General features: G+C 66.6%; 13 protein-coding genes. 8 read left to right on the top strand and 5 right to left on the bottom strand.

The features are described 5' to 3' along the window. Positions 1-2 precede the first annotated feature (2 nt). Positions 3-509: a transcription elongation factor GreB gene (gene greB / locus FSZ13_RS11710; protein WP_145479853.1), complete on the top strand. Its 507-nt coding sequence runs from the start codon at positions 3-5 to the stop codon at positions 507-509. A 195-nt stretch (positions 510-704) separates the two neighbouring features. On the opposite strand, the gene FSZ13_RS11705 is transcribed toward greB, so the two are convergent. Together FSZ13_RS11705 and rimO are read right to left on the bottom strand one after the other, a co-directional pair. Further along, positions 705-1,532 (bottom strand): DUF3025 domain-containing protein, encoded by an 828-nt coding sequence (locus FSZ13_RS11705; RefSeq protein ID WP_145479851.1) that lies wholly within the window; start codon positions 1,530-1,532, stop codon positions 705-707. Beyond that, positions 1,529-2,896, bottom strand: coding sequence for a 30S ribosomal protein S12 methylthiotransferase RimO (gene rimO, locus FSZ13_RS11700; RefSeq protein ID WP_145479849.1), 1,368 nt, complete (start codon positions 2,894-2,896; stop codon positions 1,529-1,531). The genes FSZ13_RS11705 and rimO overlap by 4 nt, the downstream gene beginning before the upstream one ends. 210 nt (positions 2,897-3,106) lie before the next feature. Between rimO and FSZ13_RS11695 the strand changes: the two genes are divergently transcribed. The 3 genes from FSZ13_RS11695 to FSZ13_RS18410 are packed head-to-tail and all read left to right on the top strand — an operon-like array spanning position 3,107 to position 4,381. Further along, positions 3,107-3,778 (top strand): dienelactone hydrolase family protein, encoded by a 672-nt coding sequence (locus FSZ13_RS11695; protein WP_145479847.1) that lies wholly within the window; start codon positions 3,107-3,109, stop codon positions 3,776-3,778. Continuing rightward, positions 3,775-4,197: an HIT domain-containing protein gene (locus FSZ13_RS11690; protein ID WP_145479845.1), complete on the top strand. Its 423-nt coding sequence runs from the start codon at positions 3,775-3,777 to the stop codon at positions 4,195-4,197. Before FSZ13_RS11695 ends, FSZ13_RS11690 begins: the two co-directional genes overlap by 4 nt. 16 nt (positions 4,198-4,213) lie before the next feature. Beyond that, positions 4,214-4,381, top strand: a complete 168-nt coding sequence (locus FSZ13_RS18410) for a LiaI-LiaF-like domain-containing protein (RefSeq protein ID WP_186308918.1) — start codon at positions 4,214-4,216, stop codon at positions 4,379-4,381. A gap of 92 nt (positions 4,382-4,473) precedes the next feature. Here the strand turns inward: FSZ13_RS18410 and dcd are convergent, their stop codons facing one another. After that, on the bottom strand, positions 4,474-5,046 hold the full coding sequence (dcd, locus tag FSZ13_RS11685; protein ID WP_145479842.1) for a dCTP deaminase: 573 nt from the start codon (positions 5,044-5,046) through the stop codon (positions 4,474-4,476). 39 nt (positions 5,047-5,085) lie between these two features. Next, the gene (gene apbC / locus FSZ13_RS11680; RefSeq protein WP_186308917.1) at positions 5,086-5,982 is read right to left on the bottom strand and encodes an iron-sulfur cluster carrier protein ApbC; all 897 of its coding nucleotides are present in this window, start codon (positions 5,980-5,982) and stop codon (positions 5,086-5,088) included. Positions 5,983-6,415: 433 nt separating this feature from the next. Here apbC and FSZ13_RS11675 point away from each other — a divergent pair, with 433 nt between their 5' ends. Continuing rightward, positions 6,416-9,364: a TonB-dependent receptor plug domain-containing protein gene (locus tag FSZ13_RS11675; RefSeq protein ID WP_260844163.1), complete on the top strand. Its 2,949-nt coding sequence runs from the start codon at positions 6,416-6,418 to the stop codon at positions 9,362-9,364. A gap of 77 nt (positions 9,365-9,441) precedes the next feature. Then, a complete protein-coding gene (locus FSZ13_RS11670) occupies positions 9,442-11,484 on the top strand; it encodes an alpha/beta hydrolase family protein (RefSeq protein WP_145479838.1) in 2,043 nt (680 codons plus the stop codon). 53 nt (positions 11,485-11,537) lie between these two features. Here the strand turns inward: FSZ13_RS11670 and FSZ13_RS11665 are convergent, their stop codons facing one another. Next, a complete protein-coding gene (locus FSZ13_RS11665) occupies positions 11,538-13,133 on the bottom strand; it encodes a phytoene desaturase family protein (RefSeq protein ID WP_145479836.1) in 1,596 nt (531 codons plus the stop codon). A 183-nt stretch (positions 13,134-13,316) separates the two neighbouring features. Between FSZ13_RS11665 and FSZ13_RS11660 the strand changes: the two genes are divergently transcribed. Both FSZ13_RS11660 and FSZ13_RS11655 read left to right on the top strand, forming a co-directional pair. After that, positions 13,317-15,431, top strand: a complete 2,115-nt coding sequence (locus FSZ13_RS11660) for a M13 family metallopeptidase (RefSeq protein WP_186308937.1) — start codon at positions 13,317-13,319, stop codon at positions 15,429-15,431. Positions 15,432-15,610: 179 nt separating this feature from the next. Then, entirely contained in the window at positions 15,611-17,620 is a 2,010-nt protein-coding gene (locus tag FSZ13_RS11655; RefSeq protein WP_145479832.1) for a M13 family metallopeptidase, read from the top strand. The last annotated feature ends 267 nt before the right edge of the window (positions 17,621-17,887 follow it).

The raw sequence follows: 17,887 nt of genomic DNA, 5'->3' as shown, positions 1-17,887 counted from the left end.
CGATGTCGCGTTGGCGTCCCCCTGCGGAAAAGAGTACGGCCCTGATCACCGCGCAGGGCCATCAGCGCTTGAAGACCGAACTGGACGAGCTGTGGCGCGTGCGCCGCCCGGAGGTGGTCAAGGCGCTCGCCGCGGCCGCTGCCGAAGGCGACCGCTCGGAGAACGCCGAGTACACCTACCGCAAGAAGCAGCTGGGTGAGATCGACCGCCGCGTGCGCTACCTGACCAAGCGGCTGGAGTCGCTGCGGGTGGTGGACACCGTGCCGACCGATCCGCAGGCGGTGTTCTTCGGCGCGTGGGTGGAGCTGGAGAACGTGGACAGCGGCGATGTCAGCCGCTACCGCATCGTGGGTCCGGATGAGACCGATGCGGGTGCGGGATGGATCAGCATCGATTCGCCGCTGGCGCGCGCGTTGTTGAAGAAACGCGTGGACGACGAGTTCGAGGTGGAGCTGCCGAGCGGACGCACCGGGTTTGCGATCCTGGCGGTGGAGTATCCGGTTGGGTGATACGAAGGCGGTTACGAGGTTGGTTGCAATGCGTTACCGGGCGTTGAACCGTTACGGGCGGTTGTTTGGGAACCAACCCTACCAGTGCATGCAGGGCTGGTAGGGTCGCATCCCGATCGACTGCCGGGGAACATGCCGCGTTCGATGGTGGCATGACCGTCGGCGGAGAGTGCGTTTGACGTTGATTCCAGTGCGCTACCGGACGGGTAAGGGGTACACCCTGCCCGCTCGGGCGGGCCGGAAATACTCGATCCGCTGATAGAACGCGTGGTCCTGATCGGCATGCCAACCGGGGATGCCCATCAACGGGAGCGGCCGCAGTTCCAGCGGATCATTGAGCACGTCGGCACGCGCGATGGCCTGCGCCACCTGCTCCACCCCCTGCGCGTCATCCTCGCCCCGCACTACCAGGCACTTGCCCACCAGCAATCGCGAAGGCAACAGCGCCTGCTCCATCAACGCATGCCCGAACACGGCAGACACGGCGATCTCGCCGCTGCGCCACTGCGCCGCGCCGTCGACGAACAGCGCGTGCCAGTCGTGACGGTCCCAAGCGTGCAGCAACGACGCATCGCGCACCCGCACGATCACGCCGGTTTCGTCGAACTGGGTCAGCGCGGCCTGCGCACGGTTGCGCTGGCCGGGCGGGTTGCGCGCGATGTCGTGGCACTGGCGTGCATTGAGCGCGACCTTCAACGCCGGGTAGCGCGCCCACACCAGGGCGTTGAACAGGTCATGCCAGTTGTGCGCGCGGGTGGCGATCTGGCCGCGTGCGACGCGCTGCTCGTAGTGCAGGCCATCGGCCAGCAGCGCGTCATCCTGCTCGACCAGCTGCCTTCCCGACAGAGCGAGCCGCTGGTTCAGCGCGGAAAGGGTCGGCCAGTCGGCGGCCACCATCAGGTCCCGGTAATCAGCGAACGCCGCAAACAGCGGATGGGCGAAGCACGCCCGATCCACGACCGCGCGCGCCGGCGCGATGAAACGCCGGCGGCCGACCGCCCCGGGGGCGGCCGCGTCGGTCACAGCACCTTGAGGTCGAGCAGCTTCTTCGTCGGGCTCTCATCGATGAGCGCATCGCCGTAAAGATCGTGCTCATCGCTCTCGGTGATCTCCACGTCCACGAACTGGCCCACGCGCAGGCGCGCTTCGTCGGCGTTCTGGATATGCACCAGGCCGTCGATCTCCGGCGCGTCGGCCTTGGAACGGGCCACCGCGATACCGTCTTCGATCGCATCGACCAGGCACTGCTGCACGGTGCCGATCTTCGCTTCCAGGCGCGCCGCGGAAATGTCGGCCTGGCGCGCCATGAAGCGGGCCAGGCGCTCCTGCTTCACTTCCTCCGGCACCGCGCCGGGCAGGTCGTTGGCGGTGGCGCCGGTCACCGGCGAGTAGGCGAACGCGCCCACGCGGTCCAGCTGCGCCGCATCGAGGAACGACAGCAGTTCTTCGAACTCGGCCTCGGTCTCGCCCGGGAAGCCGACGATGAAGGTCGAGCGCACGGTGATGTCCGGGCACAGCTGGCGCCAGCGCTGCACGCGTTCCAGGGTCTTGTCGACCGCACCCGGGCGCTTCATCAGCTTGAGGATGCGCGGGCTGGCGTGCTGGAACGGAATGTCGAGGTAGGGAAGGATGCGGTTCTCCGCCATCAGCGGCACCACCTCGTCCACGTGCGGATACGGGTACACGTAGTGCATGCGGGTCCACGCGTCCAGTTCGGACAGGCCCTCGCACAGCGACTTCATGCGGGTCTGGTAGGCCTTGTCGCGCCACATGCGTTCGGCGTACTTGACGTCCACGCCATAGGCCGAGGTGTCCTGCGACACCACCAGCAGCTCCTTTACCCCGCCGCGTACCAGCCGCTCGGCTTCGCGCAGCACCTCGTCCACCGGGCGCGAGACCAGCTTGCCGCGCATGGAGGGAATGATGCAGAAGCTGCAATGGTGGTTGCAGCCTTCGGAAATCTTCAGGTACGCGTAATGCCGCGGGGTCAGCTTGATGCCGTAATCGGGCACCAGGTCGACGAACGGGTCGTGCTTCGGCGGCAGCGCGGCATGCACGGCCTCCATCACGCTGGTGTAGTCCTGCGGACCGGAGACGGCCAGCACGTCCGGGTAGGCCTTGCGGATCTCCTCCGGGCGCTTGCCCAGGCAGCCGGTGACGATCACCTTGCCGTTGGCATTCATCGCCTCGCCGATCGCGTCCAGCGACTCGGTCACCGCCGAATCGATGAAGCCGCAGGTGTTGACCACCACCACGTCGGCAGAATCGTAGGAGGGGACGATGTCGTAGCCCTCGGCCCGCAGCTGGGTGAGGATGCGCTCGGAATCGACAAGGGCCTTCGGGCAGCCAAGGCTGACGAAGCCGACTTTGGGGTTCAGCTGGGACATGGATCGCGGGACTCTGGGGGCCTGGGCCCACGCCGGAATGGCGCGGGGACCTGGGGCCGGAAACGGCGGCAAGTATACCGGCGTTGGGCCCCGGGCCCTGAATGCATCGACTGCTGCTGCAAGGCCAACCGCCAGCCCGGGCACGCCCGCGACACCCCGCTAACCCGGTCCGCGCCGATAATGAACGCCTGAACCAACAGGAGTCTGGCAATGGGTGAGTGGGTCACGCTTGATACGCATCACGGTCCGGTCCGGGCCTGGCAGGCCACGCCTGAAGGCAAGCCGCGCGCCGGGCTGGTGGTCATCCAGGAGATCTTCGGCGCCAACGCGCATATCCGCGAAGTGGCCGAGGGCTTCGCGGCGAAAGGCTATGCGGTGCTGGCCCCCTCCTTCTTCGACCTGGTCGACGGGGCGGATTCCGACCCGGATGCCCTGCCCTATGACCCGGACGGGGTGAAGCAGGGCCTGGAACACGTCACCGCGCTGGGCGTGGAGAAGGCGCTGGAAGTGGTCCGCGCGGCCGCCTCGCGGTTGGCGCCGGCCGGCAAGGTCGGCACCGTGGGTTACTGCTGGGGCGGCAGCATCGCCCTGCTCTCGGCGCTGCGCCTGGGCCTGCCGTCGGTCAGCTACTACGGCGCACGCAACGTGCAGTTCCTCGACGAAACGCCGAAGGCCCCGGTCATGTTCCACTTCGGCGCGCAGGACAAGAGCATTCCGCCCGAGGCGATCCAGGCCCACCGCGAGAAGCTGCCGAAGATGGCCACCTTCGTCTACCCGGCCGACCACGCCTTTAACCGCAGCGTCGGACATGCGTATGATCCGGACAGCGCCGAGCTGGCGCTGGAACGCACCCTGGACTTCTTTTCGGAGCATCTTGGATGAGCGATTTTGAACTGGATTCACGCCTGGCCGCCAACAGTGTGCTGGTGGACCAAGGCCCGTTGTCGCAAGTGCGGTTGATGAACGACGAACGATACCCGTGGCTTGTGCTGGTGCCGCGTGTGACCGGCATCACTGAATGGCTGGAGTTGGACGGGAACCAGCAGGACCAGCTGCGCACGGAATTGAACCGGTGCTGCCGGGCGCTCAAGGGCACCGACGGGGTCGAGAAGATCAACTTCGCCACACTGGGCAACATCGTGCCCCAGCTGCATTTCCACGTGGTCGGCCGGCACGTGGGCGACCCGGCGTGGCCGGCGCCGGTGTGGGGCCATGGCCAGCCGCATCCGTTCGATGAGGCCGTGCTGCAGGAGCGTGTCGCGATGTGGAAGGAACGGCTAGGATATTCGCCCCAGCCCTAAGCGGACCCTGCCCCTGATGCGCTCCAACCTAGTCGCCGCCATCGTCCTGATCCTCGTCGGCCTGTTCCTGCTCGCCAGCAACCTGGGCTGGACCAACATGAACCTGGGCCGCCTGATCCTTACCTGGTGGCCGGTGCTGCTGGTGGCGGTGGGCATCGGGCTGTTGTTCGGACGCGGGAAATAACCCGGTCGACAGGCAACAAAAAAAGCGCGGAGCGATCCGCGCTTTTTCATGTGTGCGACAGGAGCAGCCGACCAGCGGTCGGCGCTACCCATCTAGGTGCGCGGCAGGGTTACGCCGGTCTGGCCCTGGTACTTGCCACCGCGATCCTTGTACGAGGTTTCGCACACATCGTCGCCGTCGGCCTGGAAGAACAGCATCTGGGCCACGCCTTCGTTGGCGTAGATGCGCGCCGGCAGCGGGGTGGTGTTGCTGAATTCCAGAGTGACGTGGCCTTCCCACTCCGGTTCCAGCGGGGTCACGTTGACGATGATGCCGCAGCGCGCGTAGGTGCTCTTGCCCAGGCACACCACCAGGGTGTCACGCGGGATGCGGAAGTACTCCACGGTGCGCGCCAGCGCGAAGCTGTTGGGCGGAATGATGCATTCGTCGCCGACGATGTCTACGAAACTGCCCGGGTCGAAGTGCTTCGGATCGACGATGGTCGAGTTGATGTTGGTGAACACCTTGAACTCACGCGAGCAACGCACGTCGTAACCGTAGCTGGAGGTGCCGTAGCTGACGATGCGCTGGCCGTTGGCCTGCTTGACCTGGCCGGCTTCGAACGGCTCGATCATGCCGTGCTGCTCGGACATGCGGCGGATCCAGCGGTCACTCTTGATGCTCATGGGGGGTCCTGGGTTCGGTATCGGGCGATTCTAAACAGATCAGAGCAGCGAAGAGAGGATCGAAATGCTCGCGCGCGGGCGCTTGGCCACCTCCTCCACCAGCCGTTCGGCGGCGCGCAGGTAGGCCTGCGCGGCCGGCGAATCGGGCGCGGCGGCCGTGATCGGGGTACCGGCATCGCCCTGTTCGCGGATGCCGATGTCCAGCGGTAGCGAGCCCAGCAGCGCCACGCCGTACTGCGCGGCCATGCGCTCCCCGCCACCGTCGCCGAACAGGTGTTCGACCTGGCCGCAGCTGCTGCAGGTGTGCACCGCCATGTTCTCGACGATGCCCAGCACCGGCACCTCGACCTTCTCGAACATCTTCAGCGCCTTCTTCGCGTCGAGCGTGGCGATGTCCTGCGGGGTGGTGACGATCACCGCACCGGCCAGCGGGATCTTCTGGGTCAGGGTCAGCTGGATGTCGCCGGTGCCCGGCGGCAGGTCGATCAGCAGGTAATCCAGGTCGTCCCACAGGGTGTCGTTGAAGAACTGGGTCATGGCCGAGGTCGCCATCGGGCCACGCCAGATCATCGGGGTTTCGTCCTCGATCAGGTAGCCGATCGACATGGTCTCCACCCCGAACGCACGCAGCGGTTCGATCGACTTGTTGTCCGGGCTCTCCGGGCGGCCGCTCAGGCCCAGCATCATCGGCACGCTGGGGCCGTAGATGTCCGCATCGAGCAGGCCGACGCGTGCGCCCAGCCGGGCCAGCGCCACCGCCAGGTTGACCGCCGTGGTGGACTTGCCCACCCCGCCCTTGCCCGATCCGACCGCGATCACGTTGCGGACGCGCGGATGAAGGGTCAGGCCCTTCTGTACCTGGCTGGCATGGGGACGTCGGGACGGGCTGGCACTCACTGCAGGTACTCCGGGAAAGCGGCACGGGAAGCCGCCCATGATAGTCCAGCGGGCCCGGAGACGCGGGGCGTTGTCCTACGCTGTCGTCGTGTTGTCCGGCTGCTTCCCGACAGGACATCAAACGGACATCCACGGATTCGGACGCAGGGTGCGGCCAGCAACCCATACCGTGCGTGCGTCACAGTATGGAGAAATTCGTTTCACTTAAAACCATCTAAACAATCTTTAAGAACAATAGCTTGCAAGCCAGATGAGAACGAAAGCACGGCTTTGCCTAGCTTGTCTTTATGACTTCCTGATGAACAGTTGACAGGCCTCGTTAAGGCCGTGTTAACCTCGGGTCATCAGCTCGTGAAGCTGGTGTTACAGGGGGCAGTCACTGCCAAGACCTGATCCGAGGGCACACGGAGACGCCTGCTGGTCCATGTCACCGGTGTTTGACGCAATCGATCGTTCCAAGGGGATCTACATGATGAATCGCAAGTCGCTCAGCCGGAATCCGCTGAGCTTCGCGCTGGCCACCGCGCTGGTGCTGGGTGCTTCGGGCGCTGCCTTCGCGCAGGACAGCACCACCTCGACCCAGTCGGCGGAAGACGCCGCCAAGGCAAAGGCCACCAGCCTCGAGACGGTCACCGTCACCGGCTCGCGCATCAGCCGCGACGTGTTCAACTCGGTCTCCCCGGTGCAGGTCATCACCCGTGAAGAGACCACCCTGGCCGGCTTCCAGTCGACCGCCGGCGTGCTGCAGAGCACCGCCGTCACCGCCGGTGCCGCGCAGATCAACAATGCGTACGGCGGCTACGTCACCAACGGCGGCCCGGGCGCCAACACCGTCGGCCTGCGTGGTTTGGGCCCGACCCGCACCCTGATCCTGATGAACGGCCGCCGCATCGCCCCGGCCGGCTCGCGCGGCTCGGTCGGCGCCACCGACCTGAACGTGCTGCCCGACGCCATCGTCGACCGCGTGGAAGTGCTGAAGGACGGCGCCTCGTCGATCTACGGCTCCGACGCCGTCGCCGGCGTCATCAACATCATCACCAAGAACAAGATCGACGGCGTCACCTTCGAAGCGCGCCAGACCGCGACCGACGGTGGTGGCGGCGAAGAGCGCCGCTACGCGATCGTGGCCGGCACCACCGGCGCGCGCGGCCACATCTCCGGTTCGTATGAGTACTACAACCGCGACGAGCTGACCCTCAACGACCGCGAATGGACCCGCTGCAACACCGATTACCGTCGCCTGCCCACCGGCGGCGGCTGGGGTGGTGCCGACACCATCGACCCGCTGACCGGCCAACCCAAGTGCTACCCGATCACCGGCACCGGCTCCAACGGCGTCACCATCAACACCATCGGTACCCAGAACCTGACCGGCGTTGCCGCCGCAGGCGCGCGTGGCACCACCTTCAACCGCTGGCGCCCGAACTCGGCGGTCAGCACCGGTCTGGTCGGCTTTGAAGGCGTGGGCGGTGGCCAGACCACCAACAGCAACATCCGCGACACCTTCGACCCGCGCACGCTGAACCGTTCGCTGATCTCCGGTGCCGAAACCCACACCGCCTACCTGCAGGGTGGCTACGACCTGGGCTTCATGGGCGACGCCGAGTTCTACGGCGAACTGCTCGGCAGCCGCCGTGAATCCGAACAGACCGGCTACCGCCAGCTGTCGCTGGATTACCTGCGCGGCAGCCCGCTGATCCCGGCCAACCTGGCCTCGTCGAACTTCGGCGGCGGCGTGGGCGTACGCGCCTTCATCGGCTTCGGCAACGACAAGAGCTCGCAGAAGGTCGACTTCTTCAAGGGCACCGCCGGCGTGCGCGGCCACGTCAGCAACACCTGGGATTACGACTTCTACCTGAGCCACGCGCGCTCGGACGCCGACTACACCCAGCAGTCGTTCCTGACCGACCGCCTGAACCAGAGCCTGCGCGTGGTCTCCAACGGCGCCGGCGGCTTCAGCTGCGTGGACCCGTCCAACGGCTGCGTTGCCGCACCGCGACTGACCAGCGCCGTGATCGGCGGCGAACTGCCGCGCGACTGGGTGAACTATGTGTTCCGCCCGGTTACCGGCAACACGCTGTACACCGAAACCACCGCCAACGTGTCCTTCAGCGGCCCGGTGTTCTCGCTGCCGCACGGTGACGTGCAGGCCGCGATCGGTGCCGAGTACCGCCGCGCCAAGATCGACGACACCCCGTCGATCGATTCGATCAACAACAACCTGTACAACCTGACCTCGTCCACCCCGACCCGCGGCAAGGACGCGGTGAAGGAAGTGTTCGGTGAGTTGGAGATCCCAGTGCTGTCGGGCGTGACCGGTGCAGAGGAACTGACCTTCAACGCCTCCGCGCGTTGGACCGACTATGACTCGTATGGTTCGGACGAGACCTACAAGATCGGTGGCCTGTGGACCCCGGTCAGCTGGGTGTCGTTCCGCGCCTCCTACGGCACTTCGTACCGCGCCCCGGCGCTGTTCGAACAGTTCCTGGGCGCCACCAGCGGCTTCCTGAGCAACCAGATCGACCCCTGCAACACCTGGGGCAACGACCCGGGCACCCCGCTGGCGATCAATTGCGCCTCGGAAGGCCTGGCACCGGACTTCAATGCCACCCAGTCGGTCGCGGTCATCCAGGCCGGCGGCGCGGCAAGCGGGCTGAAGGCGGAAACCTCGAAGAACTTCACTGGTGGCATCGTGCTGCAGCCGGAGACCCCGGCCTCGGTCGGCGACTTCTCGCTGGCGGTGGACTACTTCGACATCAAGGTCGAGAACGGCGTCGCGCGCGCCGGCGGCGCGAACATCCTGGACCTGTGCTACAACAGCCCGGACTTCCGCGCCGGCGGCGGGTTCTGCCGCCTGGTCGACCCGCGCAACCCGGTCAACAACGCGCTGACCGTGTATGACAGCTACGTCAACCTGGCCAACGACAACGTGCGCGGCCTGGACTGGACCCTGCGCTACACCCGCGACATCGGTCCGGGCAGCCTGCGTGCCACCGCCCAGGTCACCCGCTTCCTCGAACAGTCCAACAAGCTGTTCCAGGACGACGAGCTGATCGACTACAACGGCATGCTCAACACCCCGGACATGACCGGTACGCTGGACGTGGTCTACAGCTGGGACAAGTGGCGCGTCCGTTACGGCATGGAGTGGATCAACGCCATGCAGAGCTACGACTACTACGAACTGGACCCGGCAACCTCGGTGTACAAGTTCGACGTGGCCAGCTACTTCCTGCACTCGCTGTCGGCCGAGTACAAGGCCGACACCTGGTCGGTGATCGGTGGCGTGCGCAACCTGCGTAACGAAGAGCCGCCGGTGATCTCGTCGGGCGCGTACAACCGGGTCGGCAACGCCCCGCTGTACAGCGGCTACGACTACATCGGCCGCACCTACTTCGTGAACATCAGCAAGAGCTTCTGATAGCAGTACAGGACCGCCGCCCGGCTTCGGGCGGCGGTTTTTTTTTGCCTACCGAATGTTCCAGGAAGGAGTACCTGATGCGTTTGAAAATCTTGGGCCTCGCCGCGTTGGCGATCGCACTGGCGTCCCCGCTTCCCGCGCTGGCCAAGCCGGCCGTGCCCAGCATCGAACAGCTGGCCGCGTTCCCGGACGTCTCCAGCCTTTCCCTGTCGCCTGACGGCAAGCAGATCGCAGGCCTGCAGGCGCGTGGCGAAGACCGCGTGATCCTGGTCTGGAAAACCGATGCGCTGGACGCCGCGCCGACCGTGATCGGTGCCGGCCGCATGAAGTTCCAGGGGGTCAGCTTCATCAAGAACGGGCTGCTGGCGGTGACCCTGTGGCAGCCGTTCGACCTGCGCACCGACCGCCTCAACAAGACCTTCATCAGCAAGTTCTTCATCACCGACACCGAAGGCAAGCAGTGGAAGGAGCCGATCAACCCGCCACGCGCCACCAGCCGCAATGAAGAGCTCGAGCAGGCGCTGTCCAATTCCACCGTGCTCGACACCCTCCCCAACGACCCTGACAACATCCTGGTGATCAACGGCTCGGGCAGCAATTCCGGCGACGTATACAAGGTCAATCTGCGTACGTTCAGCGCGCAGCGCATCCAGAAGACCGAGGAGCGCGTGGCCGGGTACGTCACCGACCTGGACAGCGAACTGCGCGCACGCCTGCGCCAGGACCTGGACGCCACCGGCGCGTACATCGCCACCGAGTTCCGCAACCCGGCCAGCAACGCCTGGGAAGAGCACTTCCGTTCGCACGTGAAGGACCGCGACATCACCCAGGTGGTCGGCTTCGCCGAAGACCCCAACATCGCCTTCATCCAGAGCAACGTAGGCCGCGACAAGACGGTCATCTACGAGTACGACATCAGCGCGCGCAAGCAGAAGGAAGTGCTGTTCGAACACAAGTTCTTCAATGCCGGCAGCGTGGTGCTGAACCGCTACAAGGGCGTGGAGGGGGTGCCGTTCGGCGCGCTGCTCGGGGTTGGCTACAGCGGCCCGCGGCAGAATGAAATCCAGTGGACCGACCCCACCTTCAAGGCACTGGAACAGGGCCTGCGCCAGGCCCTGCAGATCACCTCCAGCGAAGTGACCCTGGTCGATCCGGCGACCGGCCAGCAGGCCACCACCACGCTGGACACCGGCAAGGCGATCCGCCTGCTGGACTACAGCGCCAACCTGAAAACCTTCCTGGTGTCGGTGTCCGGTCCGGCCGATCCGCCGGCCTACTACCTGTTCAACAACGGCCAGCTCACCCTGCTGGCCAGGACCTACCCCAAGCTCGACCCGGCCGCACTGGGCAACACCCGCCTGGTCTATTACAAGGCGCGCGACGGCCTGGACATCCCGGCGTTCCTGACCACCCCGAACACCGAGTTGTGTGGTGCAGGTCCGTGGAAGGCGGTGGTGCACCCGCACGGCGGCCCGTGGTCGCGCGATGGCATGGACTTCGACGGCTCGATGTGGGTGCCGCTGATGGCGTCGCGCTGCATGGCCGTGCTGCGCCCGCAGTTCCGCGGCTCGGCCGACTGGAGCCGCCGGCTGTGGATGGCCGGCGACGCCGAGTGGGGCCAGAAGATGCAGGACGACAAGGATGATGGCGCCAAGTGGATGATCGATCAGAAGATCGCCCAGCCCGGCCACATCGCCATGTTCGGCTTCTCCTACGGCGGCTATTCCGCGTTCGCCGCGTCGGTGCGTCCCAACGGCCTGTACAAGTGCGCCATTGCCGGCGCCGGCGTGTCGGACATCAAGAAGATCTGGTCGCGGTTCTACAACAATCCGTTCTTCCGCCAGGCCCAGGCCAAGACGGTGGAGGGCCTGAACCCGCTGGACAAGGCCGGCGAGACGAAGATCCCGTTGATGGTCTACCACGGCGACCGCGACCGCACCGTGCCGATCGAACAGTCCGAGTGGTTCGTGGCCAAGGCGAAGAACTCCGGCCAGCCGGTGGAGTACCACGCCATCGCCGACTACGCCCACGGTCCGGCGTGGACGCGGGCGATCATGGGCGACCAGCTGCGGCTGATCGACGACTACCTCGGCAAGGGATGTGGCGGCGGCGGTTTGTAAACGCTGCAGCCAGGTTGACCGGCATCGGCCACCTTCGGGTGGCCGATCCCGTTTCAGCCGGCCAGGATGACCTTGGCCGCGTTGTGTCCCGGCGCGCCGGTGACGCCGCCACCGGGATGGGTTCCCGCCCCGCACAGGTAGAGCCCGGGCAGCGCGCCCCGGTAGTTTGCCTGGCCCAGCATCGGCCGTGCACTGAACAGCTGGTTGAGGCTCAGCGCGCCATGGAAGATGTCGCCACCGATCAGCCCGAAGGTACGTTCCAGGTCCAGCGGACTCAGCGCCTGGCGCCCGAGCACCAATGCGCTGAAGCCCGGCGCGTGCCGCTCCACGGTGGCGATCATCAGGTCGGCCACTTCTTCCCGGTGATCGTCCCAGCTGCGCCCGTCGGGGAGTTCCGGTGCCACGTGCTGGCAGAACAGGCTGGCCACATGCTGGCCGGGCGGCGCGAGCGTATCGTCCAGGGTACTGGGAATCAGCAGTTCCACGATGGGCTGTCGCGACCACCCGAACTGGCGGGCGTCATGGTAGGCCCGCTCCATGTAAGCCAGGCTCGGCGCGATGATGATGCCGGCGGTGAGGTGGTCCCCTGCCCCGGGCAGCACCGTGAACGACGGCAGCGCCGACAGCGCCACGTTCATCCGGAACGTCCCCGAACCGCAGCGCCAGTTGGCCATGCGCTCGCGCGTGGCGATCGGCACCTGGTCCGGCGCCAGCAGCTGTTCGTAGAGCAGTTTGGGGTTGACGTTGGCGACCACGGCGCGTGCACGGATCACCTCGCCCTGCAGCGTTTCCACGCCGACCGCGCGGCCCTGCTCGACCCGCACGCGACGCACCCCGGCATCGGTCCGCAGCGTCGCGCCGGCGGCCATCGCAGAACGCGCCATCGCCTGGGTGATCGCGCCCATGCCACCGATGGCGTGGCCCCACGCTCCCTTGACCCCGTTGCTTTCGCCGAACGCGTGGTGCAGCAGGACATAGGCGCTGCCCGGCGCTTCGGGACTGGCGTAGTTGCCGACAATGCCGTCGAAACCGAACAGTGCCTTGATCGGCGCGCTGTCGAACCAGCGGTCCAGGTATTCCGCTGCGGAGATGGTGAACAGGTCCAGCAGTTCCTGGCGCAGCGCCGCTGGCAGCCCATGCAGGCGGCGACCGAGCTGCCCGGCCTGCCACAGCGCCGGCAGCTGGCTCAGCCAATGGCCCTCGCCCAGGTTCGGGGGTGCCTGCAGGGCCACGTCGCGCAGCACATCGGCAAACGTTTCCAGGCGCCGTTCGAAGGCCGGCAGGCGTTCGGCGTCGCGCGCGGAGAAACGCGCCACTTCGGCCTGGGTCAGGCCGGCGCCGGCGAGCAGGTAATTGCCGTCCAAAGGCAGGAAGTTGTTGATCCGCCGCGGCACCACGCGCAGCCCGTGCTCGGCCAGGGCCAGCTCGCGGATGATGCGCGGCTGCAGCAGCGACACCGTATAGGAAGCCACCGAATTGCGGAATCCGGGGTGGAACTCCTCGGTGACGGCCGCCCCGCCCATCACGCTGCGGCGTTCCAGCACCAGCACCCGCCGCCCGGCCCGGGCCAGGTAGGCTGCGCAGACCAGGCCGTTGTGCCCCCCGCCGATGATGACCGCATCCCACTCGCGCGTGTTGGAAGTGCCCATGCAGGCTGTATACACCGGTACCCGGTGGCTTGTCCCCCGCTGGCGGCATGCCGTGCGGGGCACCGGCTTGCCTTCGGCCATGACCTTCGACACCCTTGCAGGCCCGTCCAGCGGCGTATCGTCTGGCCCACGGCCCCGCTGGGGCCATCCTGAAAGATTCTTCGGCCCGGAGGCCAACACGTGATCTCTCGCACTCCCAAGATGGTTCTGCTGACCCTGGCCGTTTCGGCCGCCCTGGTCGGCTGCAGCAAGACCGAAACCCCGGCTACGGACGGCGCGGCCTCCACCGCCACCCCGACTGCCGCTGCCCCGGCCGCGACCGAGTTCAAGCTCGATGAAGCCAAGCTGCCGGCGTACAACGCGTTCCACCCGTCCGACCTGGACCCGAGCCTGGACGCCTGCACCGCGTTCGGCGATTACGTGAACAGCAAGTGGCTGGCCGCCAACGAAATCCCGGCCGACCGCACCAGCTGGGGCGCCTTCACCATCCTCGACGAGCGCTCGGTCGCCGTGCAGCACCAGCTGGCCGAACAGGTCGCGGCGGTGAAGAACCCGACCGGCATTGAAAAGATCGTCGGCGACTTCTGGGCCACCGGCATGGACGAAGCCAAGATCAACGCGCAGGGCATCGAGCCGATCAAGGCCGACCTGGCCGCGATCGACGGCCTGCAGGACAAGGACGCCATCGCCAACTACCTGCGCACCAGCGCCGCCAAGGGCGAGAACGTTCTGTTCGGCTTCGGCCCGGAGGCGGACTTCAAGAATTCCTCGCAGAACATCGCCTATGCGAGCCAGGGCGGCCTCGGCCTGCCGGACACCACTTATTACACCGACGCCAGGAACGCCGACAAGCTGAAGGCCTACCAGGCCCACGTGGCCAAGGTGCTGGAACTCTCCGGCGTCGCAGCCGCCGACGCGGCCAAGCAGGCCGCCGATGTGATCAAGTTCGAAACCCGCCTGGCCAAGGCATCCAAGTCCAGCGAACAGCTGTCGCGCGATGTCTCGCTGTACTACAACCCGGTCAGCGTCGCCGACGCCGACAAGCTCACCCCGAACTTCAGCTGGACCGAATTCTTCAAGGCGCAGGGCATCGCCGCGCCGGAGAAGTTCTCGCTGGCCATTCCCAGCTTCCACCAGGAAGTGAGCAAGGCGCTGGCCGATACCGATCCTTCGGTGTGGCGTTCGTACCTGCGTTTCCGCACCATCGACGGCGCCTCGCCGTACCTGTCCGACGCCTTCGCCGATGAGAACTTCCAGTTCTACGGCAAGACCCTCAACGGCCAGAAGGAAATGAAGCCGCGTTGGAAGCGCGTGCTCGGCACCATCGAAAACGATGCCGGCGAAGCGTTCGGCCAGCTGTACGTCAAGGTCGCCTTCTCGCCCGAGTCCAAGGCCAAGATGGAAGAGCTGGTCAAGAACCTGGCCGCCGCGCTCAAGGAGCGCATCCAGGGCCTGACCTGGATGAGTGACGAAACCAAGGCCAAGGCCATCGCCAAGTGGGAAACCTTCACCCCGAAGATCGGCTACCCGGACAAGTGGCGCGACTGGAGCGGGCTGACCACCGGCCGTGACAGCTACTTCGGCAACGTGCGTGCGGCCAACGAGTTCAACTACAAGTTCGCGCTGTCCAAGATCGGCAAGCCGGTCGACAAGACCGAGTGGGGCATGACCCCGCAGACGGTCAACGCGTACTACAACCCGCTGCAGAACGAGATCGTGTTCCCAGCCGCCATCCTGCAACCGCCGTTCTTCGACCCGAAGGCCGACGACGCGCTGAACTACGGCGGCATCGGCGCGGTGATCGGCCATGAGATGACCCACGGCTACGACGACCAGGGCAGCCGCTTCGGGCCGACCGGCAACTTCGAGAACTGGTGGAGCGAGGCCGACACCAGGAACTTCAGCGGCCTGACCGGCAAGCTGGTCAACCAGTTCGACGGGTACAAGGTCGGCGACCAGGCGGTCAACGGCAAGCTGACCCTGGGCGAGAACATCGCCGACCTGGGTGGCCTGGCCACGGCCTACGATGCGCTGCAGAAGGCATCGGCCGGCAAGGAAGACCCGAAGGTCGACGGCTTCAGCCGCGACCAGCGCTTCTTCTTCAACTGGGCGACCGTGTGGCGCACCAAGTACACCCCGGAAAACGCGGCGGTCCGCCTGAAGACCGATCCGCACGCCCCGGCCGCGTTCCGTGCCATGGGCGCACCGTCGAACCTGCCGACCTTCGCGAAGGCGTTCGAGTGCAAGCCGGGTTCGCCGATGGTCCGCGCCGGCGACAAGCAGGTGGTGATCTGGTAATCCATCACGTTCCTGCGTGATGCGTGAATGCGCACGAAGGCCCGGGCAAACGCCCGGGCCTTCGTGTTTGGTCGGTTGCCGGCCAACGGCCGGGGCTACCGTCGGCGTCGGTGAATGCCGCGTTTTCATGCGGGCTTGCTATAGTTCCGCGGTCTTCAATCCTCCTGGATTCGCTTCGCATGCCCAACCTTCGTCCGCTTGCCATCGCCCTCGGCCTGGGCCTGGCCACCCTGGTCGTCACCGACGCCTCCGCCGCCCCGAAAAAGAAGGCCGCCAGCCGTGCGCCTGCGGTCAGCGCGCAGTGCAGCGATTTCCACGACGCCACCAATGCCGCTTGGTTGAAGGCCAACCCGGCGCCGCAGTCCGGCGCCACCACCGCCCTGGGCCAGCTGGCCGAACGTACCCGCGTGCAGCAGCGTGAACTGCTCGACGGTGCGATGCAGTCGCCGCAGGGCAACGTGCAGAAGCTGCTGGGCGACTTCTGGGCCAGCGGCCTGGACGAAGCGGCCGTGGAGGCCGACGGTTCCAAGCCGATCGCCCCGCTGCTGACCCGCATCAATGCGATCAAGAAGGCCAAGGACGTGCCGGCCTCGATCGCCGCGCTGCACCAGGTCGGCATCCCGGTTGCGTTCAACTTCGCCCCGGACATCGACCTGAAGGCACTGGACCGCCACATCGGTTACTTCATGCAGGGTGGCATGGGCCTGCCGGACCCGGCGTTCTACACCCGCACCGACGCCGACACGGTGGCCCTGATGGGGCGCTACCGTGCGTACGTCAAGCAGATCCTGGCGCTGACCGGCACCAAGCCGGCCGACCTGGACGCCGAGTCGCAGGCGGTGATCGCGCTGGAAACCGAGCTGGCGCGCAACGCGCAGTCGCTGGCCGGCATCAACAACCCGTTCAACAACTACGCGCCGATCTCCACCAAGGAGCTCAACAGCCGCTACCGCAACCTGCAGCTGGAGGCGTTCCTCAAGGCGCAGGGCGTCAGCGATGACCTGGTCTCGCTGTCCGACCCGGCACTGTTCAAGCAGCTCGACGGCATGGTCACCCGGATCAAGCCGGAGCAGTGGAAGGCCTACCTGCGCTGGCGCGTGGGCGACGCGATGGCGCCCTACCTGTCCAAGGCCTACCGCGATGCCGAGTTCGAGTTCCGCGGTCGCGTGATCCGTGGCGAGACCCTGGCCCCGGCACGCTGGGAGCAGGTGCTCAATGCCATCAACGTTGCCGCCGGCCCGATGCTGGGCCGCGAGTATGCCGCGCGCCACCTGTCGGCCGAGGACCGCCGCCAGGCGGCGGTGATCGCCGACAAGATCCGCGAAACCCAGATCGAATCGGTCAAGGCCAGCAGCTGGCTGAGCGCCGAAGCCAAGGCCGAAGCGCAGGCCAAGCTGGCCGCGCTGAAGATCGAGATCGGCACCCCGCTGCGCGACCTCGATTACAGCGTGCAGCCGATGGGCCGTGGCAGCTTCGGCAGCAACATGCTGATCGCCTCGACCTGGCGCCACCGCGAAGAAATGAAGCGGATCGGCAAGGGCAACGCGGAACGTCGCTGGGACGTGCTGCCGCAGCAGCCGGCGCTGGCCTATGACATCGCGCAGAACCGCCTGATCGTCACCGCCGCGGTGCTGCAGGGCCCGGTGTTCAATGCCAAGGCCGACAACGCCGACAAGTACGGCAGCTACGGCGCGCTGGTCGCGCATGAGCTGACCCGCGCGATCGACGCCAAGGGCTCGCTGGTGGACGCCAAGGGCGAACTGCGCAGCTGGTGGACGCCGGCCGACAAGACCGCGTGGGAACTGCTGGGCAGCCGCGTGGCGGCGCAGTTCAGCGGCTACGACTTCCCCGGCGTCAAGGGTGCGAAGGTCAACGGCCAGCTGACCCGCGAAGAGAACCTGGCCGACCTGGCCGGCCTGGAGCTGGCCTGGGCGGCCTACCGCGCAGCGGAACCGGACGCCAAGCCGGCCACCCAGCAGGGCTTCTTCCGCGCCTGGGCCAGCCTTTGGCCGCAGCAGCTGTCGCCGAACGAAGCGGCGCAGCGCCTGACCTCGGACACCATGGCCCCGGGCAAGTGGCGCACCAATGGCCCGCTGTCGAACCTGCCGGCCTTCGGCGCCACCTACACCTGCAAGCCGGGCCAGCCGATGCAGCGCGTGGACGCGGAGCAGATCAAGGTCTGGCGCTGAGTCCAGCGCTGGTGAAAACAAAAAGGGGCGCTCCTTCGAGCGCCCCTTTTTTTTGTTCTTCTCCCCTCGTGGGGGAGCACGCGCTGCAGCAGACGCGGTTGCCGGTGGGGCGAGCGCGGGGCCGCCGTGCCCTTGTGGGCGAATTTCCCCCGGCGTCGGCCTGCGGCCGCCACCTTCCTCCTTTTAATTCGCCCACAAGGGCACGGCGGCCCCACACTCACCCCACCGGCGTGGCACCGCGACATCTGCTTTTCCATTGCCAACCGC

The organism is Stenotrophomonas rhizophila, from assembly GCF_007667275.1.
In the GTDB taxonomy this organism is placed as follows: Bacteria; Pseudomonadota; Gammaproteobacteria; order Xanthomonadales; family Xanthomonadaceae; genus Stenotrophomonas; species Stenotrophomonas maltophilia_AE.
This window is presented reverse-complemented; position numbering and strand designations above follow the sequence as displayed.

What these genes read in the sequence shown, in the direction of transcription:
- greB (WP_145479853.1), top strand. Translation starts at nt 3, where the DNA reads ATGTCGCGTTGGCGTCCCCCTGCGGAAAAGAGTACGGCCCTGATCACC.
- rimO (WP_145479849.1), bottom strand. Translation starts at nt 2,896, where the DNA reads ATGTCCCAGCTGAACCCCAAAGTCGGCTTCGTCAGCCTTGGCTGCCCG.
- FSZ13_RS11695 (WP_145479847.1), top strand. Translation starts at nt 3,107, where the DNA reads ATGGGTGAGTGGGTCACGCTTGATACGCATCACGGTCCGGTCCGGGCC.
- FSZ13_RS11690 (WP_145479845.1), top strand. Translation starts at nt 3,775, where the DNA reads ATGAGCGATTTTGAACTGGATTCACGCCTGGCCGCCAACAGTGTGCTG.
- FSZ13_RS18410 (WP_186308918.1), top strand. Translation starts at nt 4,214, where the DNA reads ATGCGCTCCAACCTAGTCGCCGCCATCGTCCTGATCCTCGTCGGCCTG.
- dcd (WP_145479842.1), bottom strand. Translation starts at nt 5,046, where the DNA reads ATGAGCATCAAGAGTGACCGCTGGATCCGCCGCATGTCCGAGCAGCAC.
- apbC (WP_186308917.1), bottom strand. Translation starts at nt 5,982, where the DNA reads ATGGGCGGCTTCCCGTGCCGCTTTCCCGGAGTACCTGCAGTGAGTGCC.
- FSZ13_RS11675 (WP_260844163.1), top strand. Translation starts at nt 6,416, where the DNA reads ATGAATCGCAAGTCGCTCAGCCGGAATCCGCTGAGCTTCGCGCTGGCC.
- FSZ13_RS11670 (WP_145479838.1), top strand. Translation starts at nt 9,442, where the DNA reads ATGCGTTTGAAAATCTTGGGCCTCGCCGCGTTGGCGATCGCACTGGCG.
- FSZ13_RS11665 (WP_145479836.1), bottom strand. Translation starts at nt 13,133, where the DNA reads ATGGGCACTTCCAACACGCGCGAGTGGGATGCGGTCATCATCGGCGGG.
- FSZ13_RS11655 (WP_145479832.1), top strand. Translation starts at nt 15,611, where the DNA reads ATGCCCAACCTTCGTCCGCTTGCCATCGCCCTCGGCCTGGGCCTGGCC.